The sequence below is a fragment of the Streptomyces durhamensis genome (assembly GCF_000725475.1).
GTDB lineage: Bacteria > Actinomycetota > Actinomycetes > Streptomycetales > Streptomycetaceae > Streptomyces > Streptomyces filipinensis.
Genome location: NZ_JNXR01000019.1, coordinates 102,852 through 122,602 on the forward strand (window position 1 = coordinate 102,852; position 19,751 = coordinate 122,602).

At 74.3% G+C, this 19,751-nt stretch carries 16 protein-coding genes and 1 pseudogene; 10 read left to right on the top strand and 7 right to left on the bottom strand.

What is annotated here, in order from left to right:
• Positions 1–84: 84 nt before the first annotated feature.
• A pseudogene (locus tag IO33_RS52745) lies at positions 85–426 on the bottom strand (hypothetical protein); the annotation flags it as partial.
• Between the two features lie 299 nt (positions 427–725).
• Here IO33_RS52745 and IO33_RS53825 point away from each other — a divergent pair.
• The 5 genes from IO33_RS53825 to IO33_RS0128225 all read left to right on the top strand — a co-directional run bounded on the left by IO33_RS53825 (position 726) and on the right by IO33_RS0128225 (position 7,592).
• Positions 726–1,106, top strand: a complete 381-nt coding sequence (locus tag IO33_RS53825; protein ID WP_031170024.1) for a hypothetical protein — start codon at positions 726–728, stop codon at positions 1,104–1,106.
• A gap of 92 nt (positions 1,107–1,198) precedes the next feature.
• Entirely contained in the window at positions 1,199–3,169 is a 1,971-nt protein-coding gene (locus IO33_RS52755; protein ID WP_037686148.1) for a phospholipid carrier-dependent glycosyltransferase, read from the top strand.
• 77 nt (positions 3,170–3,246) lie between these two features.
• Positions 3,247–4,164, top strand: a complete 918-nt coding sequence (locus IO33_RS0128215; RefSeq protein ID WP_031170028.1) for a MurR/RpiR family transcriptional regulator — start codon at positions 3,247–3,249, stop codon at positions 4,162–4,164.
• Between the two features lie 443 nt (positions 4,165–4,607).
• Positions 4,608–4,988, top strand: coding sequence for a hypothetical protein (locus IO33_RS0128220; protein ID WP_031170029.1), 381 nt, complete (start codon positions 4,608–4,610; stop codon positions 4,986–4,988).
• Between the two features lie 183 nt (positions 4,989–5,171).
• Positions 5,172–7,592 (top strand): SpoIIE family protein phosphatase, encoded by a 2,421-nt coding sequence (locus tag IO33_RS0128225; RefSeq protein WP_107069390.1) that lies wholly within the window; start codon positions 5,172–5,174, stop codon positions 7,590–7,592.
• Positions 7,593–7,888: 296 nt separating this feature from the next.
• On the opposite strand, the gene IO33_RS0128235 is transcribed toward IO33_RS0128225, so the two are convergent.
• From IO33_RS0128235 to IO33_RS0128245, 3 genes are all read right to left on the bottom strand, one after another.
• Complete coding sequence (locus IO33_RS0128235; protein ID WP_031170033.1) at positions 7,889–8,362, bottom strand: flavin reductase family protein; 474 nt, start codon at positions 8,360–8,362, stop codon at positions 7,889–7,891.
• Between the two features lie 213 nt (positions 8,363–8,575).
• Complete coding sequence (locus IO33_RS0128240; RefSeq protein ID WP_031170035.1) at positions 8,576–9,244, bottom strand: peptidoglycan-binding domain-containing protein; 669 nt, start codon at positions 9,242–9,244, stop codon at positions 8,576–8,578.
• Positions 9,245–9,386: 142 nt separating this feature from the next.
• Positions 9,387–10,229, bottom strand: a complete 843-nt coding sequence (locus tag IO33_RS0128245; protein WP_031170037.1) for an ATP-grasp domain-containing protein — start codon at positions 10,227–10,229, stop codon at positions 9,387–9,389.
• Between the two features lie 314 nt (positions 10,230–10,543).
• On the opposite strand from IO33_RS0128245, the gene IO33_RS0128250 reads away from it, so the two are divergent.
• The 3 genes from IO33_RS0128250 to IO33_RS0128260 all read left to right on the top strand — a co-directional run bounded on the left by IO33_RS0128250 (position 10,544) and on the right by IO33_RS0128260 (position 15,151).
• The gene (locus IO33_RS0128250) at positions 10,544–11,290 is read left to right on the top strand and encodes a TetR family transcriptional regulator (protein ID WP_031170038.1); all 747 of its coding nucleotides are present in this window, start codon (positions 10,544–10,546) and stop codon (positions 11,288–11,290) included.
• Positions 11,291–11,450: 160 nt separating this feature from the next.
• Positions 11,451–11,870, top strand: coding sequence for a Zn-ribbon domain-containing OB-fold protein (locus IO33_RS0128255; protein WP_031170040.1), 420 nt, complete (start codon positions 11,451–11,453; stop codon positions 11,868–11,870).
• 509 nt (positions 11,871–12,379) lie between these two features.
• Entirely contained in the window at positions 12,380–15,151 is a 2,772-nt protein-coding gene (locus tag IO33_RS0128260; RefSeq protein ID WP_031170042.1) for a hypothetical protein, read from the top strand.
• Between the two features lie 21 nt (positions 15,152–15,172).
• Here the strand turns inward: IO33_RS0128260 and IO33_RS0128265 are convergent, their stop codons facing one another.
• Positions 15,173–15,559 (bottom strand): PPOX class F420-dependent oxidoreductase, encoded by a 387-nt coding sequence (locus IO33_RS0128265; protein WP_031170045.1) that lies wholly within the window; start codon positions 15,557–15,559, stop codon positions 15,173–15,175.
• Between the two features lie 43 nt (positions 15,560–15,602).
• A complete protein-coding gene (locus IO33_RS0128270; protein WP_031170047.1) occupies positions 15,603–16,781 on the bottom strand; it encodes a MalY/PatB family protein in 1,179 nt (392 codons plus the stop codon).
• Positions 16,782–16,927: 146 nt separating this feature from the next.
• Between IO33_RS0128270 and IO33_RS0128275 the strand changes: the two genes are divergently transcribed.
• Together IO33_RS0128275 and IO33_RS0128280 are read left to right on the top strand one after the other, a co-directional pair.
• Positions 16,928–17,758 (top strand): SAM-dependent methyltransferase, encoded by an 831-nt coding sequence (locus tag IO33_RS0128275; protein WP_031170049.1) that lies wholly within the window; start codon positions 16,928–16,930, stop codon positions 17,756–17,758.
• A 139-nt stretch (positions 17,759–17,897) separates the two neighbouring features.
• A complete protein-coding gene (locus IO33_RS0128280; protein WP_031170051.1) occupies positions 17,898–19,280 on the top strand; it encodes a S1 family peptidase in 1,383 nt (460 codons plus the stop codon).
• A 101-nt stretch (positions 19,281–19,381) separates the two neighbouring features.
• Here the strand turns inward: IO33_RS0128280 and IO33_RS0128285 are convergent, their stop codons facing one another.
• Complete coding sequence (locus IO33_RS0128285; protein ID WP_031170052.1) at positions 19,382–19,567, bottom strand: hypothetical protein; 186 nt, start codon at positions 19,565–19,567, stop codon at positions 19,382–19,384.
• Positions 19,568–19,751 lie beyond the last annotated feature (184 nt).

Below are 19,751 nucleotides of genomic sequence, written 5' to 3' on the forward strand. Positions count from 1 at the left end.
CGCGACCCGCCGCGCCGGACCCGCGGACGGCACCGCGCGGCACCTCCCGTCGCGGCACCCAGGGGCCTCAGCCGTGCAGCCGCAGTCGGGCCTCGCCTCGCCTCCCGGGTCTCCCCCCACCGCGACGAACGCCTCGGTGCGCACCGTCAGGCCCTGTCGGTCGTGATCGAAGGCGGGTGTGAAGGCACCGCCGGGTCCGTGGCGCACGGCGAACACGTGCAACCCCTCCGGTGCACCCGGGGCCGGGCCGGCCTCCAGGGCGGTGGAGGAGACCAGGTGCCCCCAGCCCTCGTCGGGGTCGCCGTAGCCGCGCGCGTCGGCGGCGAGCGCGAACGCGGCCTGTTCCTGGGTGAGTTCCGCGCGGGCGTCGAAGTGGTCGGGCCCGCCGCCCGCGGGGTGGGTGAGGCGCAGACCGCCTGCCGAGGTGGCCCCGCGACCTTGGAGGCCCGGCTGCCGTATCTGTGCGCGGAGCAGCGCCGCGAGGTGCTGCGCACCACCGGGCTGCCCTGCGGGTACGTGCTCCTGGACGGCTTCGAGCCGTGGGGGCGGCTGGACCTGTTCGCCGCGGCGGACGGCTACGGCGCCTTCGGCTCCGGCGTCGGCGTCACGCTGGACGCGGCGGCGGGCGGCTTCTCGGCCGCCGACGCCTGGCGCGATGACATCGGCGGGCGCGGCGGTCCGGCGCCCTGACGCTGACCGGCCGCAACCGGTACACGGGCGGGACGGTGCCGGCCGAGGGCACGTCGGTCGCGGGCGGCGAGGACGCCCTCGGGCACGGGGACGTGCGGGTCTGCGGCGGCACGCTGCGGGTGGCCGAGCGGCTGCGGGTGCGCGGCGCGTACGCCCAGGACGCGGCCCCGCTCCGGCTCGGCCTGCGCGCGGGCGGCAAGGCGCCACTGCCGGCACCTGGCCGTGCCGGGCGCCTCGGCGGTGCTGTCGCTGCGGCTCGACGCCGAGCGGCCGCCGGCGGAGGGCGGCGTCCTGCCGGTGCCGGCGTGCCCCGGCTGCGCGGGCGGTTCAGCCGGATCGAGGTGAACCCCGACCGGCTGCGGGCCGTACCCGTGTACACGGCAGAAGGTCTGTCGGTACGACTCGTGAAGCGGTGACGCCTCCGGTGGCGGGAGCGGTGCGACAGTAGGGCCATGATCCGGCCCGCGCACGTTCCCGCCGCCTCTCGGCCGGTGCCACCGCGGGGCGGATGATGGCGCGCGCACAGTACCCGGTGCTCACCCGGACGACCCCCGCCGAGGGGCCGCCACGGCCGGCCCCCGGCCGCCGGTACGTCCGGCTGCGCCGCCACCGGCGGTGGCTGGTGCCCCTGCTGGCCGCGCTGCTGCTCGCGCAGATGGCCGCGGCGATGGTCACCACGGCCGTCGAGCAGACCCCGACCATCGACGAGCCGGTGTACGTGGCGACGGCCACGGACTATCTGCACGAGCACCGGATCCGCTACAACCCCGAGCACCCGCCGCTCGGCAAGCTGCTGATCGCGGCCGGTGTGGCGGTGGCCCGCCCGCACTACGACCCGTCGTACACCGGCACCCAGGGGGACGTGGGCCGGCATCTGCTGTACGCGTCGGGCAACGACCCCTGGCGTGTGATGCTGTGGGCGCGGCTGCCGGTGATCGCGCTGACGCTGCTGTTCGGGCTGGTCGCGTTCGCGTTCGCCCGTGATCTCGCGGGCACGGCGGGCGGTCTGGTGGCGCTGGCGCTGTACGCCTTCTCGCCCGACCTGATCGCGCACGGTTCGCTGGCGACGCTGGACGTGCCGATGGCCGGGTTCGTGCTGACGTCGGCCTGGCTGGTGTGGCGGGCCCGGCGCCGGCCCCTGCGGTATCTGCCCCTCGCGGGCGCCTGTCTCGGCGCAGCCGTGGCCACCAAGATGAGCGCCCTGCCGGCGGTACCGGTGCTGATGGGCCTCGCCGCCCTGTCCGTCCTCGCCGGGGACCGGGGCCCGAAGGGCTCGGCGAGGGGCGGGCCCGCCGCGAGCACGGGCGGGCGACGGCCGGTCTCACCGGCGGACGCGCCGGACGCCGGCACGGGCCGGGAGCGAGAGGTCCGGCCGGGCACACCGGACGCACCCATCGCCCTCGCGGCCCCGGCCGCCCCGCGCCGCCGCACCCCCCTGCCCTTCCTCGCGGGGGCGATGGGCGCTCGCCCGCACGGCGTCCTGCGTCTGCTCGCCGGGCCGGTCGGCGGGCGGCGTCGGAAAGCGTTGTCCGCGCTCGTCGGCGACCGGTACCGGAAACCGCTGTCGGCGATCGCCGGGGCGGGCGTCGTGGCGCTGGTGGCCGTCGGTGTCGTGTGGGCCGTGTACCTGGCCGTCGATCCGCGTCTGCGGTTCACCCCCGCCGAGCCGGTGCCGGCCCTGCACGGGCTGCGCGGGCGCCTGGTGGACCTGCTGCCGGTGCCGGACGCGTACCGGGCCGGAATGCGCGTGCAGTTCGGACTGGAGGACCAGCCGTGGCAGGGCTTTCTGTTCGGGCATCTGTACACCGGCGCGCTCTGGTACTACCTGCCGGCCGCCCTGCTGGTGAAGACACCCCTCGGGCTGCTGGCGCTGGGCGCGGCCGGTGCCGTGACGGTCGTGGCGCTGCGGCGGCTGCGGCCCGCCGCGCCCCACCTGCTGCTGCCGCCCGGGGTACTGCTCGCGGCGGCCATGACCGGGTCGCGGGACTTCGGGACGAGGTACGCGCTGTTCGTGCCGATGTTCCTCGCGGTGGCGGCGGCCTGTGCGCCACGGCCCGGCCGGCGGTGGACGGCGGCGGCCGCGGCCGTGCTGGTGCTGTTCACGGCCGTGAGCTCGGCGCGGACGTTCCCGTACTACCTGCCGTACTCCAACGAGGCGTTCGGCGGCCCGGCGAACACCCATCGGCTGCTGCACGACTCCAACGTGGACTGGGGCCAGGACCTGGGCCGGCTCGCCGACCGGCTCCGGCAGCGGTATCCGGGCGAGCGGGTGTGGCTGGTGTACAAGGGCAGCGGTGTGCCGTCGTACTACGGCATCCAGGCGGCCGATCCGCGTACGGTGCCGCCGGAGCGGGTGCACGGGCTGCTGGTGGTGTCGGACTCCGCGCTCGCCAAGGCGCGCGGACGGCTCGCCGAGTTGGTCGCGAGCAGCCGCCCGGCCGGTGCGGTGGGCCGTTCGATCAGCCTCTTCCGGCGCTGAAACCTCCTGCTCAGCCCCTGTTCAGCACGGTCTGTGAGCTATGTTGAGTGCTTGTGGCAGACAAAGGAGACGGACCGGTGCCCTCGCCGCAGCAGGCCCGCGCGCAGGCGTCAGCGATCACCTCGGGCAAGGCCGTGCCCGAGACCGAGGCCGCACCGACCTCCCGGCTCAGGGAACTCTTCGACGGCCCGCGCCTGTCGCCGGGACAGCGGCGCATCGCCCAGTACCTGATCGAGCACATCACCGAGGCCGCGTTCCTGTCCATCACCGAACTGGCCGACCGGGTCGGGGTCAGCCAGCCCTCCGTCACCCGCTTCGCCGCCGCCGTCGGCTTCAGCGGCTATCCCGCGCTGCGCGAGAGGCTCCAGTCGATCGCGCTGAGCACCCTGGCCGGCGGCCCGGGCGAGGAGAACCGGGCCAACGAACTGCAGGCGGCCGTCGACGCCGAGATCGAGAACCTGGAGAACCTGCGGCGCGACTTCGCCGACCCCGACCGGGTGATCCAGGTCGGCCGGGCGCTGTCCCGGTCCACTCCGCTGACCGTACTGGGCCTGCGCATCTCGGAGTCGCTGGCCGAGTACTTCGGCTACGCCGCCCGCCGGATCCACCCCGACGTCCGCCTGGTCACCCGGGGCGGCAGCGTGGCCTACGACGCGCTGCTGCAGTGCCGCGAGGCCGGCGGCACCTGGGTGCTCGCGTTCGCCATGCCCCGGCACTCCGGGGAGACGCTGCAGGCGGTCCGGGTGGCGCGCGGGGCCGGGCTGAAGGTCGCCCTGGTGACGGACCTGGCGCTGGGGCCGCTGGCCGACGAGGCCGACGTCACCTTCGCCACTGGTACCGGCTCACGGCTGGTGTTCGACTCCTACGCCGCGCCGGGCGTGTTGGCCGCCGCACTGCTGCAGGCCATGACCGACGCCGATCCGGAGCGCACCCAGGCCCGTCTGGAGAAGTACGAGCAGCTGTCCGAGCAGCATCAGTTCTTCATGAAGGACTGATTCCGGCAGGTTCGCGCGTCCACACACCGCGTTCGTGAAAATCCTGCGGTCTTCGCTGCCCAGGACAGGGATCATCCACGACAAATCACGCATGAATGTTTTCATACGTCTTGCAAAGCAGTCGGCATATATAAATACTGCTCACGGATCGCGCCCGGCCCGCTCCGGGGACGGTCCGCACCCGCGGACTCACCGCTCGCACACCGCCCCGAGAAAGCCGACGGACCGCCCATGCGTACGCACGTCCCCACGCAGCGCGGGATCCCGACGCCCGGGGCCCCCGCACGGACACCCCCAGCCGCCGTCCCCTACCCACGTCGGCGCCGGGGGTGCGCCGGGGCGCTTCGTCTGCACGACGCGCCCGTGGCGGCCCCGGTCATCCCCTAGACCGGGGCCGCCCCGCACCCGTCGGACCACCCTCACGACGCCGCCCACCGGAAGCGATGATCATGACTCTGACCAGCATCCGTATCAGCTCCGACTGGCCCTGCCAGGTCAAGACGCCGGGCTCGTACGACTGGGAGCGCTCGGCGGCCAAGTGGCTGCGCGAGCTGATCCCCGCGCGCTACGCCAGCTATCCGGCGCTCATCCGCCACCCCGTCCTGCTCGCCCGGCACGCGCAGCTGCAGGTCCAGCAGGAGATCCGGGTGGCCCGGACCGCGCTGCAGACCGCACGGGCCGAGCTGCCGATGCTCGGACTGCCCGAGTCGGTCATCGAGCACACGATCAAGCTGTACGCCGCCGAGGTCCTGCAGCTCCAGCACATCGCGCGCAGCGTCCGCGCGGTCAGCGAGGCCCTGGCCGCACGGGGCGCGGGCCGCTGATCCGCCGGCCCGGCTCCCGGCGATCCCGCCGGTCGACGGCTCGGCCGGCACTCCCCTCGGGCGCGAACGGTCCGCGGTGCCGCCCGGCGCCCCGGGCACGGGCCGGTGTGAACCCCTTGCAAGGAGTTCGTGCAGAGCTCATATGAATCCCGACCCGGCAGACGAGTGATCGAACGGCTCCGAATGTGCCATGCTCGTCGCGTGACGAGCGAGCCCGTGCACCCGCTGGACCCGGCCGGCGCAGATCTTGCGGCGTTGGCCAAGGTCGTCGCCCGGCAGCGTGCGGAGATGGAACGGCTTCGGGACCTTGCCGCCACCTCGGCGGTCCTGGAGCGGGCCAAGGGCGTGCTGATGGCCGTCGCCGGGTGCACCCCGGAAGCCGCGCACGACGAGCTGCTGCAGCGCGCCCAGGACGGCAACCGCACGCTCCTCGAACAGTGCTGGCTCACCCTCGGCGCCCTGCTGCCGCCGAAAGGACAGCCCCCCGCCACACCGACGGCCCCCACCGGAGCGCGCTCCGCCGGATCCTGGGACGTCGCGCCCACCGGCACGGTGGAACTGGCGAAGATACTCGCGCACATCGGCCGGGACCTGGTCCGGGTCGGCACACCGCACGAGCTGGCCCAGTGCCTGCTCGACCACCTCGCGCCCGAGACGGACGCCGACGCCGTGATGCTGTACGAGCGGCTGCCCGAGGACGGGCTGAAACTGATCGGGCACGCGGGCATCGACGCGACCCTCGCCGCACAGTGGCGGTTCGTGCCCCCCGTGAGCGGATTGGTCCCGCTCGACGCCCTGCGGTCCGGCGAGCCACGGTGGCTGGAGGACCTCGAAGCGGGGAGCGACCGGTTCCTGCTGCTCGGGCAGGCCCCGGAACGCTGGCCCAGCCGGGCCTGGCTGCCCGTGCCTGCCGGGGACGAGGCACGTGTCGCCCTCGGTGTGCTGCGCCGGCGCGGCGGGCCGTTCGCACCGCGGCAACGCGAGCTGCTGCGGGCCGTGGCCCGGCTGTGCACGGGCCGGCTGCGCGCCTTCGACACCTCCCAGGAACACGCTGGTGACGGCGTCGCCCAGACCGTGCAGGCTGTGTTCGACGCGCTGCCGGGCGCGGCGATCCTGCTGACTCCGCTGCGCGCCGCCTCGGGCGAGGTGGAGGACTACCGGATCGAGGCCGCCACCTCGGAGGCGGTCGACGTGTTCGGCCGCACCGGCCGGGAGATGGTCGGCAGACAGGTCCTGGAGAGCTATCCGTCCGTCGCCGGCGAGCCGGTGTGGCACGGCTATCTCCAGGCCCTGCACACGGGCGTGCCGTTCGAGAGCGAGCCGTTCGTCCACCAGGACGCCGTCGGCGAGGTGCCCCTGGCCGCCACCTACTCGGTGCGGGCCGCGCCGCTGGGCGACGGACTGCTGGTGACCTGGCTGCGGCACGACATCGCGGACCGGCAGGAGCAGTGCCTGTCCGACGTACAGCGGCTCGGCAACCTCGGCTGGGCCAACTGGAACCTGCTCACCCAGGAGATCTCCTGGTCCGAGCAGGCGTACTCCGTGCTCGGCCGGTCCGGCGGGCAGCAGCCGCTCGGCCTCGAACGGCTGCCGGAGCTGGCCCTGCCCGAGGACGCGGGGCCGCTCGCCCACGCGATCGCCGAACTGGTCCGCCACGCCCGGCCGTTCGACGTGCCGTTCCGTATCGACACGCCCGCGGGTGTCCGGCACCTGCGGCTCGTCGCGGAGGCCGTCACCGCGCCGGACGGCACCGCCGTCGAGGTGCACGGCTTCGTCCAGGACCTCACCCCGCAGCGCAGCGCGGAACTGGCGCTCGTCGAGAGCGAGCGGGCGATGCTGCTGCAACGCGGAATCCTGCAGGCCGAGCGGGCTCTGGCCGCCCGGCTGCAGCACGCCCTGCTGCCGCTGCCGGTCAAGCCGGTACGGCTGGCCGGGCTGCGCGTCGAGGTCGCCTACCTGCCGGCGCAGTCCGGCATACACGTCGGCGGCGACTGGTTCAGCGCCATCGAACTGCCCGACGACGACGCGTTGTTCGTGGTCGGGGACGTGGCGGGCCATGGCATCGACGCCGTGGCCACGATGGCCCAGCTCCGGTTCACCGCCAAGGGCATGGTCACCACCGGCTCCTCACTGACCGGGGCGCTGGCACGGCTCAACTACCTGCTGCTGCACTCCCGCGACAACCAGAACACCGCCACCCTGGTGCTCGCCCGCTACGACCCCGGCCGGCACGTCCTCGCCTGGGCGCAGGCCGGCCATCTGCCGCCGCTGCTCGTGCGCCGGGGCGAGGTGCGCTACCTCGACCGGCCCGCCGGCATCCTGCTCGGCGCGACCGCGGCCCCCGCCTACGAGTCGGCGGAACTCCGTCTGGAACCCGGGGACCGGCTGCTGCTGTACACCGACGGCCTGGTCGAACGCCCCGGCGAGAGTCTCGATGCGGGCCTGGGCCGGCTGGCCGAGGCGGTGCGCACCCATGGCTGCGGCGCATCGGACTCCCTGGAGACGCTGCTCGCCACGATGCTCGCGGACGAGCGGCGGGACGACGTGTGCGTGGTGGACATCAGGATGCCGTTGGAGGGCGTGGCGGACGCGACGGACGCGTAGGCGCGGGGCCTGCCGGCGCGGCGGTCCGGTGCCCGTGCCGGGGCGGCGGAGCCGGCGTCAGTCGTCGTCCTCGTCCTCGCCCCGGTGTCGCCAGTACCAGCACACGCCGACGACCAGGGCCAGCAGGAAGACAGCGGGCACGAGCAGGCCCGGGATGCGGGAGCCGGTCATGGGGCTGGCCTTCGGTCGTGGTGCGGCGGAGCACGCGACCGTCGGCCGCGGGCTGACCAGCCTGGGGCCGGCCCGCCGCGCCCGCAGGTGACTTTCCTGAAGTGTTGCCCGGCGTTCGAATCCGCTCAGTCCACGGGGTGACCGGCGGCGATACCGGCCGCGTCGGACAGCCGCAACAGCGGCCCCTCCCGCCCCCGGCCCCATTCCACCGGGTCCAGGACGAAGCCGACATGGTCGCCGCCGTCGGTGCGGTGCAGGATGGTGCCCACGAACCAGGCCGCCGCGTCCCGCAGGACCACCGCGCCGCCGTGCCCCTCGGCCCAGGCCAGGTGCGCGAACTTGTCGGTCTCGTCGCCGGTCCTGCCGCCGAAGAGTTCCGCGAGGTCCCGCTGGTCACGGGTGAGCAGGTGGACGGCGAGGTGCTGTGCGGCCCGGGCGACCCGGTAGGTGTGGTTGGCCTTGGACAGCCAGACGGTGAACCGGGGCGGCCGGATGGAGCACTGCGAGGCGAAGCCGACCAGGCACCCCGCCCGCTCGCCGTCGGCCATGGCGGTGACCACGCACATGTCGGGGTCCAGCCGGCTGAAGAAGCCGTCCATGCCGGCCGTACCGGCCCCGCCGTCCTTCGGACCGCCGCTCACCGTGCCGGCGCCATCGTCCGCGTCCGCCCTGCCGTCCGCCCTGCCGCCGCTCGCCGTACCGCCCACGTCCGTCATCGACCGCGCTCCCGTCCGCCGCTCCTGCCCGCCGCTGGGCTCACCCGGGGAGGCCCGGGTGAGGCCCGCGCCTCCCCGGTGTTCCCCGCGTGCCGCTCACGCATCGTCGCCGGAGCCGGTGCGCGACTCAAGCGCGCGGCGCGTGTCGTCGCCATAGACCCCGGTCTCGTCACCGCTGATGCCGTACCAGAGCTGGAAGCGGGCCACGGCCGCGGTGAGGGTGGCGTCATAGGTGCCGCTCGTGGAGCCGTCGCGGTAGACGTCCGGGACGCGCAGCAGGCGCTGCTGCAGGTCGGTGACCTCGGGGCCGGTGTCGCCCTGGCGTAGGGTGCCGGGGCCGTCCGGATCGGCGGTGGCGGCGGCGGTGGGCGCGAGGGACGGGGTGGGGGCCGTCGCCGGCGTGGTGGCGGGCGGTGCCGCGGTGGTCGCCGGCCGGGACGGCCGCGCGGTCGCGGCGGCCTCCTGGGCGGCGGGGAGCAGCAGGGCGCAGCCGAAGCCGAGGAGGGCGGCGGCGGCCACGGCACCGGCGACGACCGGTGGGCGCACCCCGCGGCGCGGGCCGACGGCGCGAGGAGGGGCGGTGGCGGGCGGTACGGGCGGCAGCTCCTGGGTCTCCGCCTCCTCGGTGTGCGCTGTCCGCGCCGGGGCTGTCTCCATCTCGCGCATCAGCTCCGCGAGGCCGTCGAAGCGGCGGGTCCGCAGGACCCGGACGGGTTCCAGGACCGGTCCGGGGTGCGGCCGTCGAGGATCGGGCGGTGTCGGCACCTGGCTCTCCTTCCGTCCCGTGCGGACGGGACTGACGAGCTCCCCGTGCTCAGATACGGCCCGCACGGCGGCCCCGTTCAGGAGCCGGCTCGTCGGCCTTCGGCGACCCGACGGGTACGGCCGGGCCACCGGCGGGTCACCGTCAGGCTGGGCTGAGCGCCCCCTGCACGAACCGGCTCAAAGACGCCGTGAACGCGGTGACGAAGGCTTCCCTGGCCTCCTCCGGCAGGGCCTGGAGGGACAAGTAGGGGTTCAGGTCCTCCAGTTCGACCAGCAGGAGGCCGCCGTCGCGGGTGCGGCAGGCGTCGACGCGCTGGATGCCGGTGCCGAGGTCGTTCCAGTCGATGAAACGGCGCGCGAACTCCAGGTCGGCGGCGGTGGCCGCATAGGGTTCGAGCTCCCAGCGGCGCTCCGGGTCCGGGGCGTACAGGGCGTACTGGAAGTCGTCGTCGACGAAGTAGAAGGACACCTCGTGGACGAAGTCGACGCAGGGCTGGATCAGCACCTGCCCGGTGGCGAGCGCGGCGACCCGGTCGGCGGGGACGATCCGGAGGCCGAGGGAGTCCGCGCCGAGCATCGGCTTGACGACGTACCGCTCGGCGGCCGGCAGCAGGTGCAGGTCCTCGGCGCGGCCGACCGTCGGGATGACGGGGAAGCCGGCGGCGCTCAGATCGAGCAGGTACTGCTTGCCGGCCATGTCCGCCTTGCCGGTGAGCGGGTTGTACACGCGCGTGCCGGTGCCGAGCGCCCGCGTGCGGAAGGCGTCGTACGCGCTCTGGTGGCCGAGGACGGGGCCGCTGTTGCGGACGACCACGGCGTCGAACCCGTCCAGCAGCGCCACGGCGTCCCGCGGATGGCACAGGGCGAGGTCGAAGCGGTCGCGCAGCCGGGAGGTGAGGAAGATGTCCTCGTCGCAGTAGCGGCGCCCGCGGGCCTCGTACGCCAGGTCGGTGACGTAGAGCAGGCGGGGGCGGGCGGCGGGCATGGGGCGTCTCCTCGGGCGGTGCGCCGGTGTCGGGGCGGCCGGCCGTCCGGGGCCGGGAGGCGGGGCCGCCTGCCGGCGCGGACCGGTCCCGGCACGGTGAAGAAAGGTTACGTCTCAGAGCGCGCGGCGATATCGGGCGGGGTCCCCGCTGCCGTGTCAGAGACCCGCCGCCCACCGTTCCCCGGCGCGAAGGCGGGCGAGGCCCCCACCGACGGGTCGCCCCGGGGCGGCCACCAAAGCACTCAGTTCCCCCATAAGCCCACTCAGGCTGCACTCAGTGTCACCCAGCTCGTCCGGGTGCTACGTTCCCCTCCATGAGCTCCAGCAGCGCGGCGCCGGCCGCGAAGCCGCCGATGCGGGAGGCCCTCGTCGCGGCGGCCTTCCAGCTCTTCCTGGAACGCGGGTACGAGCAGACCACCGTGGACGACATCGTGGCCCTCGCCGGGGTCGGCCGGCGTTCGTTCTTCCGCTACTTCCCCTCCAAGGAGGACGTGGTCTTCCCCGACCACGAGCGCTGTCTGGCCGACATGACCGCCTTCCTGGCCGCGGGCGGCGAGGAGCACGAACCGGTGCGGCGGGTGTGCGACGCGGCCCGCCTGGTGCTCGGGATGTACGCGGAGAACCCCACCTTCTCCGTGCAGCGCTACCGCCTCACCAAGCAGGTGCCGGGCCTGCGCGCCTACGAACTGTCGGTGGTGTGGCGCTACGAGCGCGCGCTCGCCGAGTACCTGCGCGGGCGGTTCGCGGGGCGGCCCGAGGGCACGCTGAGGGCCGACGTCGTCGCGGCCGCGGTGGTCGCCGCGCACAACAACGCGCTGCGCTCCTGGCTGCGTTCGGACGGCCTGGGTGACGCGGGCGCGGCGGTCGACCATGCGCTGGGGTACGTGCAGAAGGCGTTCGGGCGCGGCACCGAGCCCGCCGCGGCGCCCGTCCGGGCCGCCGCGGTGGCGGCCGGCGAACCGGCGGGCCCCGCCGAGGACGTGGTGGTGCTGGTCTCCCGCCGGGACGCCCCGCTGTGGCGGGTGGTGCAGGAGCTGGAGACGGCGCTCGGTCGCTGCTGACGAGGCTCACGCTCGCCAAAAAGGGGTACGGAGTGCCTTTACGAGTGACACTCAGTGCCATACTCTGTCGGCGTGCACGGCGGCACGGCCACCGCGCACGCGTGTGCCCGGTGCGCGCCGGACACGCGGGATTCCGGCCGAGCGCAGGGAGTTGACCAGCGTGTACCACCACTCAGCAAACGCTTCGCATCCGGCGGCCGGCTCCGCGGCGGGGGTGCTCGATCCCGTCTCCGCGGACTCCAGGGACGCCATCGTCTTCCAGCGGTGCACCTGGTGCGGTACCGCGATGTACCACCGGCTGCTGTGTCCGGTGTGCCAGGGCAGCGAGCTGTGCACGGAGCGCAGCGAGGGCGTCGGGACGGTCCGGCACTCCACCGTGGTGCACCGCAACACGCCCGCGGCCCGCAATGTCTCGCTGATAGAGATGGCCGAGGGATTCGTCGTACGGGGCCGGGTCATGGGTCCGCCGGTCGGCATCCACAGCGGTGACCGGGTCCGGCTGTCCACCGCCCAGGATCCGGTGCGTGGCGAGCCGGTCTTCCAGCTGCTGGACGAGTCGTACCGGAGCGCCTGGACCTGACGGCGCCAGGCGGCCGAGGCGGGCACCGGGCGAGCCGTACGCCACCGGCGTGCGGTCGGCTACGACTCCGCGCGCGGTGATGACCGTGGCCGGGGCCCGCCGGCGGCTCCCCTCCACCGGCCGGGGCCTGTCTCCGGCACCTCCCGTGTGCCGAATCGCCGGCCCCTGTGGGGCGGGCCGGCCGATGCCCGCCGGCTTGGCCTTCCGCCGGGGCGGGCCATGCCCCGGTGGACCGTTCCCCGGGCCGCTGACCGGCGGCAGGGCGGTGTGCCGCCGTCGCGCGCTTCGCCGTGATGCCGGCCCCGACGGCCGGGCGGGTGCGACCGCGTCCGCCGCCGGGCGGTCCGTCGCGCAACTGGCCGTGCGCAGACCGCCGTTGGCCTGGTCACATCATGTGAACGATCACTCTTCCTCCACAGGCAACCCACAGCCGCCGCCTTCCGTCCTCCGGAGGCGAGGGGCTCCCGGGACGGTCGGGACGCCCGAGGTCGGGGGCTGAAGGAGGAACAGTGGTCCATGCCCGGCGCATATGGGTGACCGCCGCCGCGTTGCTCGCGGTGGCGGGGGCGTCCCCAGGGGCGGCAGTCGCTCAGGTTCAACCACGGTCGCAGGCAGGCACGTCGGCTGTCCCTGAGGACGGGACGCTGCCGCCGGGATGGCGGCTCGCCGGCGGCCGGGCGGCGCCGCCGCAGCTGGTGTGGCGGTCGGACCGGCCGGTGCCGATGGGTGACGCCCGGGTCGAATTCCGGTCGGGTGGACGCCTGTTGGGAATGCCGCGGCCCGACGCGGACGGGCACACCTTCCGGCTCCCGCTGGACGGGCACCGGGCCGGCGTGTCGCCCCGGCTGCGGGGCCTGCAGGTGTGGTCCGGCGGGCGGCGGCTGGACGCGCCGCGCGCCGCCGGGGCCGTGGCCGCGGCCCGGCCGCCGGCCCCGCTGCCCGCGAACGCGGTCGATCCGGGCAAGCCCGGTGCGTACCGGACGACGACCGGTGAGTACAGCCTGAAGTCGGTGAAACTTCCGGGGCTTTCCGCGCCGGTGGAGATGCGTGGGGTGGTCGTCGCCCCGGTCGGCGCCCCGGGCAGACGTCCGCTGGCGCTGTTCCTGCACGGCCGCCACTTCACCTGCTACAAGGGCCAGGACATCACCGGCGACTGGCCGTGCAAGGCCGGCACGCGGCCCGTGCCGAGCCACCGCGGCTACCTGCGGGACCAGAAACTCCTCGCCTCGCAGGGCTATGTGACCGTCTCGATCTCCGCCAACGGCATCAACGGCCAGGACCACGCGGCCGAGGACGGCGGCGCCCAGGCCCGCTCCTCGCTGGTGAGGCTGCACCTGGCCCGGTGGGCCGACTGGGCCGCGCACCCCGAGACCGCCCCGCCCGTCGTACGCCACTCCGCCCGCGCCGACCTGTCCCGTGTGCTGCTCGTCGGCCACTCCCGCGGCGGCGAGGGCGTCAACCGGGCGGCCCTGGACAGCCTTTACCCGCCGCCCGCCGACCAGGACGGCTACCACGGACCGGTCCGCTGGACCGTCCGCGGCATGGTCCTCATCGGCCCCACCGTCTTCGGTCAGAACCCGGTGCCCGACGTACCGTCCGTGACGATCCTGCCCGGCTGCGACGGTGACGTCTCCGACCTGGAGGGCGAGGTGTACGTCGACGGCACCCGCGCGGTCGGCGACGGCCGGGCGTTGCACAGTGCCGTGTACGTCATCGGCGCCGACCACAACTTCTTCAACTCCGAGTGGACGCCGGGCCAGGCCGCGGCGCCCGCCGAGGACGACTTCTCCGACGACCCGCGGCACCCGGACCCGGTGTGCGGCAAGCACGCGGCGACCCGGCTCACCGCCGACCAGCAGCACCGGGCCGGTTCGACGTACATCGCGGCCGCCGCCCGGCTCTTCCTCGCCGGGGACGACCGGGTGCGTCCGCTGCTGGACGGCTCCGGGAAGCGGGCGCCGTCGGCGGACCCGGCGCGTGTGCTCAGCCACGCGGTGGGCGCGCGCCGGGGTGCCGGGTTCCTGCCGGACGGCGGGGTGTCGGTGACCGGCGCCCGGCTGTGCGACGCGGTGGCCGCCGTCCCGGCGAAGGCCTGTCTGGACCCGCGTGCGAAGGGCGCGTCGCCGCACTTCGCGCCGTGGGCGACCACTCCGGAGACCGGCCGGCAGGCGATCGCGCTGCACTGGACGCGCAGCGGTGCCCCGGCGCGGGTGAGCCTGGCGCGGCCCGTGTCGCTGTCCGGCTCCAAGGCACTGGCGCTGCGGCTGTTCGTGCCGCCGAACTCGCGCGGCACGAAACTGGACGTGTCCCTCACCGACTCCGCCGGCCGTACGGCGAAGCTGGGCGGCATCAGTGCCGACGGGCTGCCGGGAAGCGAGCGGACCGCGTCGTACTGGGCGCGCGAGTTCCGGGTGCCGCTGACCGCGGCCGGCCGTGCCGGGCTCGCGCTCGGCTCGGTCAAGTCCATGGAGCTGACGGCGCGTTCGGCGTCCGGGCAGGCCTGGCTGATGGACGCGTGGGGCTGGCGGCCGGGGACGCCCGCGGCACGGGCGGCGGCGCTGCCCCGCGTGGACCTCGGCCGCAGGACGGTGGCCGAGGGCGACTCCGGCGTGCGCACGTACCACGTTCCGGTCTCGGTGACGGGCCGCGGCAGCGGACAGGTCCGGGTGTACGTCGTCGACCCGGCCACCGGGAAGGCCAGGAACCGGCTGGTGACGGTGCACCCCGGCGGCCACGACATCGACGTACCGGTCGAGGTGAAGGGCAACACCCGCTACGGCACGGACGTGTCGTACGACGTCCTGGTCAAGGCGGTCCACGGTGCGGTCGTCGGCTCCTACCAGGGCGGTGTCACCGTCCACGACGACGATCCCGCTCCGGCGATGACCGTCACCCCGGTCGCCGGCCGGGTCACGGAGGGGCATGCGCTGAAGTGGCGGCTGTCCCTGTCCAAGGCGGTCGACGTCGACATGAGCGCGCTGTTCGCGGTGGCGCCAGCCACCGCGCCCGAGCTGTCCACGAAGGACGTCCCGGCGCGCTGGCTGGAGGAGACCGCCGGGGCGAAGGCCGACCCGGAGCGTCCCCTGTCGAAGGTCGGCGGTCTCACCCTGTGGGCCGACATCCCGGCGGGGCAGACCAGTGCCGACATCACCGTGCCGACGGTCGCGGACCGGGTGCGGGAGCAGGCGGAGTCGGTGCGGTTCCGGCAGCTCGACATGCAGACCGGTGAGCCGCGCCCCGACGGGCTGGTGCTGTCCGGATCCGTGCGGGACGCCTCGTAGCGGACCGGTTCCGGGTGGCCCTCACTCGGCGAGGGTCACCCGGATGCCGACCGTGCCGTCCAGGCCGCGCCGGAGCCTGCTGCCCAGCAGGGTGAGGCCGCCGACGAGTCCGTACTTGCGGGCGATGAGGTCGCGGTAGCGGGCGGTGCCGGCGGCGTCGGTGATCTCCGCGGTGGCCGGCAGCTGCTCCCCGGTCGGGTTGCCGCGCAGGTCGCAGGGGCCGACGAGGACGTCGGGGCGGCGCCGGATCCGCTTGACCTTGAAGCTGTCGGCGGCCGTCCACACGCCGAGGCCGGCACCGTCCCGGACCACCCACACGGGGGTGGCGACCGGGGTGCCGTTCTTGCGGTAGCTGGTCACCAGCAGGTACTTGCCGGAGCCGAGCCGGTCCAGCCGCGTGTCGTCCATGTCCGGCAGTCTAGGGGCGGCCCGCCTTGCGGGACCGGCCCGGTCAGCTCAGGGCCGCCGCCATGCGCCGTACGCCCTCGGTGAGGATCTCGGGCGGGGTCGCCAGGTTCAGCCGCACGTGCCCCGCGCCGCCGGTGCCGAAGGGCAGGCCCGAGCTGAGGGCGACGCGGCCGCGGTCGAGGAAGACCTGCGCGGGGTCGTCGCCGAGGCCGAGGGCGCGGCAGTCGAGCCAGGCCAGAAAGGTGGCCTCGGCGGGCTGCGGGCGGATCGCGGGCAGGTGCTCGGCGAGCAGGCCGGTGAGCAGGGTCCGGTTGGCCTGCAGCCCGGCGAGCAGGGCGTCCAGCCAGCCGGTGCCCTCGCGCAGGGCGGCCGTGTGGGCGATGACGCCGATGTGGCTGGGGCCGTGGCCGACCTCCTCGGGGAGCCGGTCGAGGTCGGCGGCGGCCTCGGGTCCGGCGACGGCGACGGCGGCCTTGAGACCGGCCAGGTTCCAGCCCTTGGAGGCCGACATCAGGGACAGGCCGCGTCCGGCTCCGGGCACGCTCAGGTACGGCACGAAGGGGACGCCGGGGGCGACGAGCGGGGCGTGGATCTCGTCCGCGACGACCCGGACGCCGTACCGCTCGGCGAGCGCCGCGACGGAGGCCAGTTCAGCGGCGGTGTGGACGGTGCCGGTGGGGTTGTGCGGGCTGCACAGCAGGAAGGCGGCGCGGCCGGAACCGGTGGTCGCCCGCCGGAACGCCTCCTCCAGTGCGGCCAGGTCGACGCGCAGATCCGCACCGAGCGGGGCTTCGACCACCCGGCGGTCCATGTGGGTGACGAACTGGAAGAACGGCGGATACACCGGCGGGTTGACGATCACGGGATCGCCGGGCCCGGTGACCAGTTTGATCATCTCGACCACGCCGAGCATCACGTCCGGAACGATCGCGGTGCGCCGCACATCGAGCCCGTCCCACTTCCAGCGTGCGGCGGCGAACGCGGCGAGCGCCTCGGCGTAGGCGGTGCCGGCCGGGTACCCGGTGTCGCCGAGGGTGAGCGCGTCGGTCACGGCGCGGACCACGGGTCCGGCGAGCGGTACGTCCATCTCGGCCACCCACAGCGGCAGCACGTCCTCGGGGTAGGTGCGCCATTTCATGCTCGTACGACGGCGCAGCTGCTCCAGACCGAGGGCGCGCAGCGGGTCGGGTTCGCCGGGAATGTCGTGCGGGATGCTGGTCATGGGGCTCACGATAGGGCCCGGGGCGAAAGCGGGCGCGGGCGGAAAACCGGGGAGACGCGGCGGAGATCAACTCGGCCGTCTAGATTGCGTCTTGCACGGTGTATCCCTTCGGCAGGCATCTCATCCGCATCCAGGAGCTGACCCACGTGACCGACAACCCGGCAGCCACCGACGACGTGGCCGTGTCGCTGCGCGCCCGCATCAACACCGGCCAGCCGCACACCGCCCGGATCTGGAACTACTGGCTCGGCGGCAAGGACAACTACGAGGTCGACCGCGCGGCCGGCGACCAGATCCGCCAACTCCACCCGGGCATCGGGGAGTACGCGCGCGCCGACCGGCTGTTCCTCGGCCGGGCCGTACGGCACCTGGCCGGTGAGGTCGGCATCCGGCAGTTCCTGGACATCGGCACCGGGCTGCCCACCGCCGACAACACGCACGAGGTGGCGCAGCGTGTCGCCCCGGAGTCGCGGATCGTGTACGTCGACAACGACCCGCTGGTCCTCGCGCACGCCCGTGCCCTGCTGACGAGCACGCCCGAGGGCCGTACGGACTATCTGGACGAGGATCTGCGCAACGTCGACGCGATCCTCGAACACGCGGCGAAGACACTGGACTTCAGTGAGCCGGTGGCGCTGATGCTGCTCGGCGTGGTCATCTTCATCGGCGACGAGGAGGACCCGTACCGCCTCGTGCGGGAGTTGACCGACCGGCTGCCGGCGGGCAGCCACCTGGTGCTGTCGCACACCGTCACCCATCCGTCGATGCCGGACGTGGACGAGGCCGTGAAGTTCTGGAACGAACACGGCACCCCGAAGCTGACCCAGCGCACCCCCGAGGACGTGACCCGGTTCTTCGACGGTCTCGAACTGCTCCAGCCGGGTGTGGTGTCCTGCTCGCGCTGGCGCCCGGAGCACGACCACGGGGCCGAGCCGGAGGAGGTCGCGATGTTCGGCGGGGTGGCCCGCAAGGGCTGAACCCGGGGGCAGGGATCGGCGCCGTGGCTGAACGCCGCGGGCGCGGGCCGCGTATGGAGGTGCGGGCCCTCGACGACCCGAGGGCCTCGCGCCGTCCGCCACCGCGGCGCGCGTATCGGTTCGGCTTCGGGAGCCCTGCATGCGGCACGCACGACGACGGATCGTCAGGCGGGTGACACGCCTGGCGGCGGTCGGCGGACTCCTTCTCGGGGGCGCGATGGTCGCCCAGGCGGCCATGGCGAGCGAGACGCCTCCGGCCGCCAGACCGTTCGCCTCGGCCACCGGCGGCGCGGACACCGGCGCGGCGCTGGTGGCGCGGCTCGGCACGGCGCGGACGGCGGGCAACTGGATCGGCGCCGACGGGCGGACCGTCGTGGCGGTGACCGACGACGCGGCGGCGCGGGAGGTACGGCGCGCGGGGGCCGAGGCGAAGGTCGTGTCGCACAGCATGAACGAACTGAGGTCGGCCACGGCCGCGCTGCGTGCGGCGCCGCGTGTGGCGGGCACCGCGTGGGCGGTGGACTACCGCACCAACCGGGTCGTGGTGCGTGCGGACAGCACGGTGTCCGCCGGCGACTGGTCGCGGATGGGTCATGTCGCCGCGGGGATCGGCGGCTTCGTGCGGATGGAGCGTACGAAGGGTTCGTTCACCACGCGGCTGAACGGTGCCCAGCCGATCCTCTCGACCGGTGGTCGCTGCTCGGCCGGGTTCAATGTGACCGACGGGCAGAGCGACTTCATCCTCACGGCCGGTCACTGCGGCCCCGCGGGGTCCACCTGGTTCGCCGACAACCAGGGCAACCAGCAGCTGGGCCGGACGGTGAACAGTGCCTTCCCCGGCAATGACTTCTCGCTCGTGCAGTACGCCTCCGGCAAGGCCGGCGACGGTGCGGACGTCGTCGCGATCGGTGGCGGCAACGGAGTGCGGATCACGGGGGCCGCCGACGCGGCCGTCGGGCAGCGGGTGTTCCGCAGCGGCAGCACCAGCGGGCTGCACGACGGGACGGTCACCGCGCTGAACGCGACGGTCAACTATCCCGAGGGGACGGTCACCGGGCTCATCGAGACCAATGTGTGCGCCGAACCCGGGGACAGCGGCGGGCCGCTGTTCTCGGACGGCATCGCGCTCGGGGTCACCTCGGGCGGCAGCGGTGACTGCACGGCGGGCGGGACGACGTTCTTCCAGCCGGTGACGAAGGCGATGGCGGCGTTGAACGTCAAGCTCCTCGTGTCCGCGCAGAACGCCGGCGGGGCCGCCGGACAGGGCTCCGCCTCCCCCGCGCCGTCCGCCCCGGCCGGGCAGGGCGCGGTCGCGCCGAGCGCGGCCTCGCCCGGTGCCTCGGCACCGGTGACGGGCGCCACGGGGCAGACGCTGCTGGCGCGGCTGACGGACACCCGGAACGTGGGTCCCGGGCTGCTGGTCATCGCGGGCAGTCTGATCGCGCTGGTCGCCACCCGCTACATCCGGGCGGAGCAGGACCGCAAGGCCTATCAGCGGTACTACTCGGCGACCTGGGGCTGACGAGAGGACGGCGGAGGGGGCCGCCTGGAAGAGTCATGAGAAGGGCACCCGTGCGCTCACGGGTGCCCTGGACGAATGCGGTGCGGTCCGCGCGAGGCCGGTCAGGCCGCCCGGTGCGACTGCGGGGTCACGGCGGCCCACTCCATCACGAGGCGCTGGTACTGAGCGCGCTGCTCGGTGGTCAGTGTCCCGCCGGACCGGCGCCACAGGGCCCTGATCTCCTCGTTGACCTCCGCGGCCGATCGCTCGGGGGCGGCTTCAACAGTGGTGGACATGCTGTGAAGCATATGCCGATCGACGTGAAGGCGCTGTGAGTAAGTACACCTGATACGGACATTCCGGACCGTGTTGCTCATCACGTCAACGTGTCAAGTGCAGGGCGGGAGTTCACACCGGGCCCTCACCCGGCAGGAGCCCCGGGCCGGGGGACGGTGAGCAACGACACAGCCCCGCCGCGCGCCCGCGGCGGGG

Bases quoted from the DNA above. Each gene is read 5' to 3' on its own strand.
- IO33_RS0128270 (WP_031170047.1), bottom strand. From the start codon at position 16,781: ATGACCAGCATCCCGCACGACATTCCCGGCGAACCCGACCCGCTGCGC.
- IO33_RS0128280 (WP_031170051.1), top strand. From the start codon at position 17,898: ATGCGGCACGCACGACGACGGATCGTCAGGCGGGTGACACGCCTGGCG.
- IO33_RS0128285 (WP_031170052.1), bottom strand. From the start codon at position 19,567: ATGCTTCACAGCATGTCCACCACTGTTGAAGCCGCCCCCGAGCGATCG.
- IO33_RS0128245 (WP_031170037.1), bottom strand. From the start codon at position 10,229: ATGCCCGCCGCCCGCCCCCGCCTGCTCTACGTCACCGACCTGGCGTAC.
- IO33_RS0128225 (WP_107069390.1), top strand. From the start codon at position 5,172: ATGTGCCATGCTCGTCGCGTGACGAGCGAGCCCGTGCACCCGCTGGAC.
- IO33_RS52755 (WP_037686148.1), top strand. From the start codon at position 1,199: ATGATGGCGCGCGCACAGTACCCGGTGCTCACCCGGACGACCCCCGCC.
- IO33_RS0128220 (WP_031170029.1), top strand. From the start codon at position 4,608: ATGATCATGACTCTGACCAGCATCCGTATCAGCTCCGACTGGCCCTGC.
- IO33_RS0128250 (WP_031170038.1), top strand. From the start codon at position 10,544: ATGAGCTCCAGCAGCGCGGCGCCGGCCGCGAAGCCGCCGATGCGGGAG.
- IO33_RS0128235 (WP_031170033.1), bottom strand. From the start codon at position 8,362: ATGGACGGCTTCTTCAGCCGGCTGGACCCCGACATGTGCGTGGTCACC.
- IO33_RS0128265 (WP_031170045.1), bottom strand. From the start codon at position 15,559: ATGGACGACACGCGGCTGGACCGGCTCGGCTCCGGCAAGTACCTGCTG.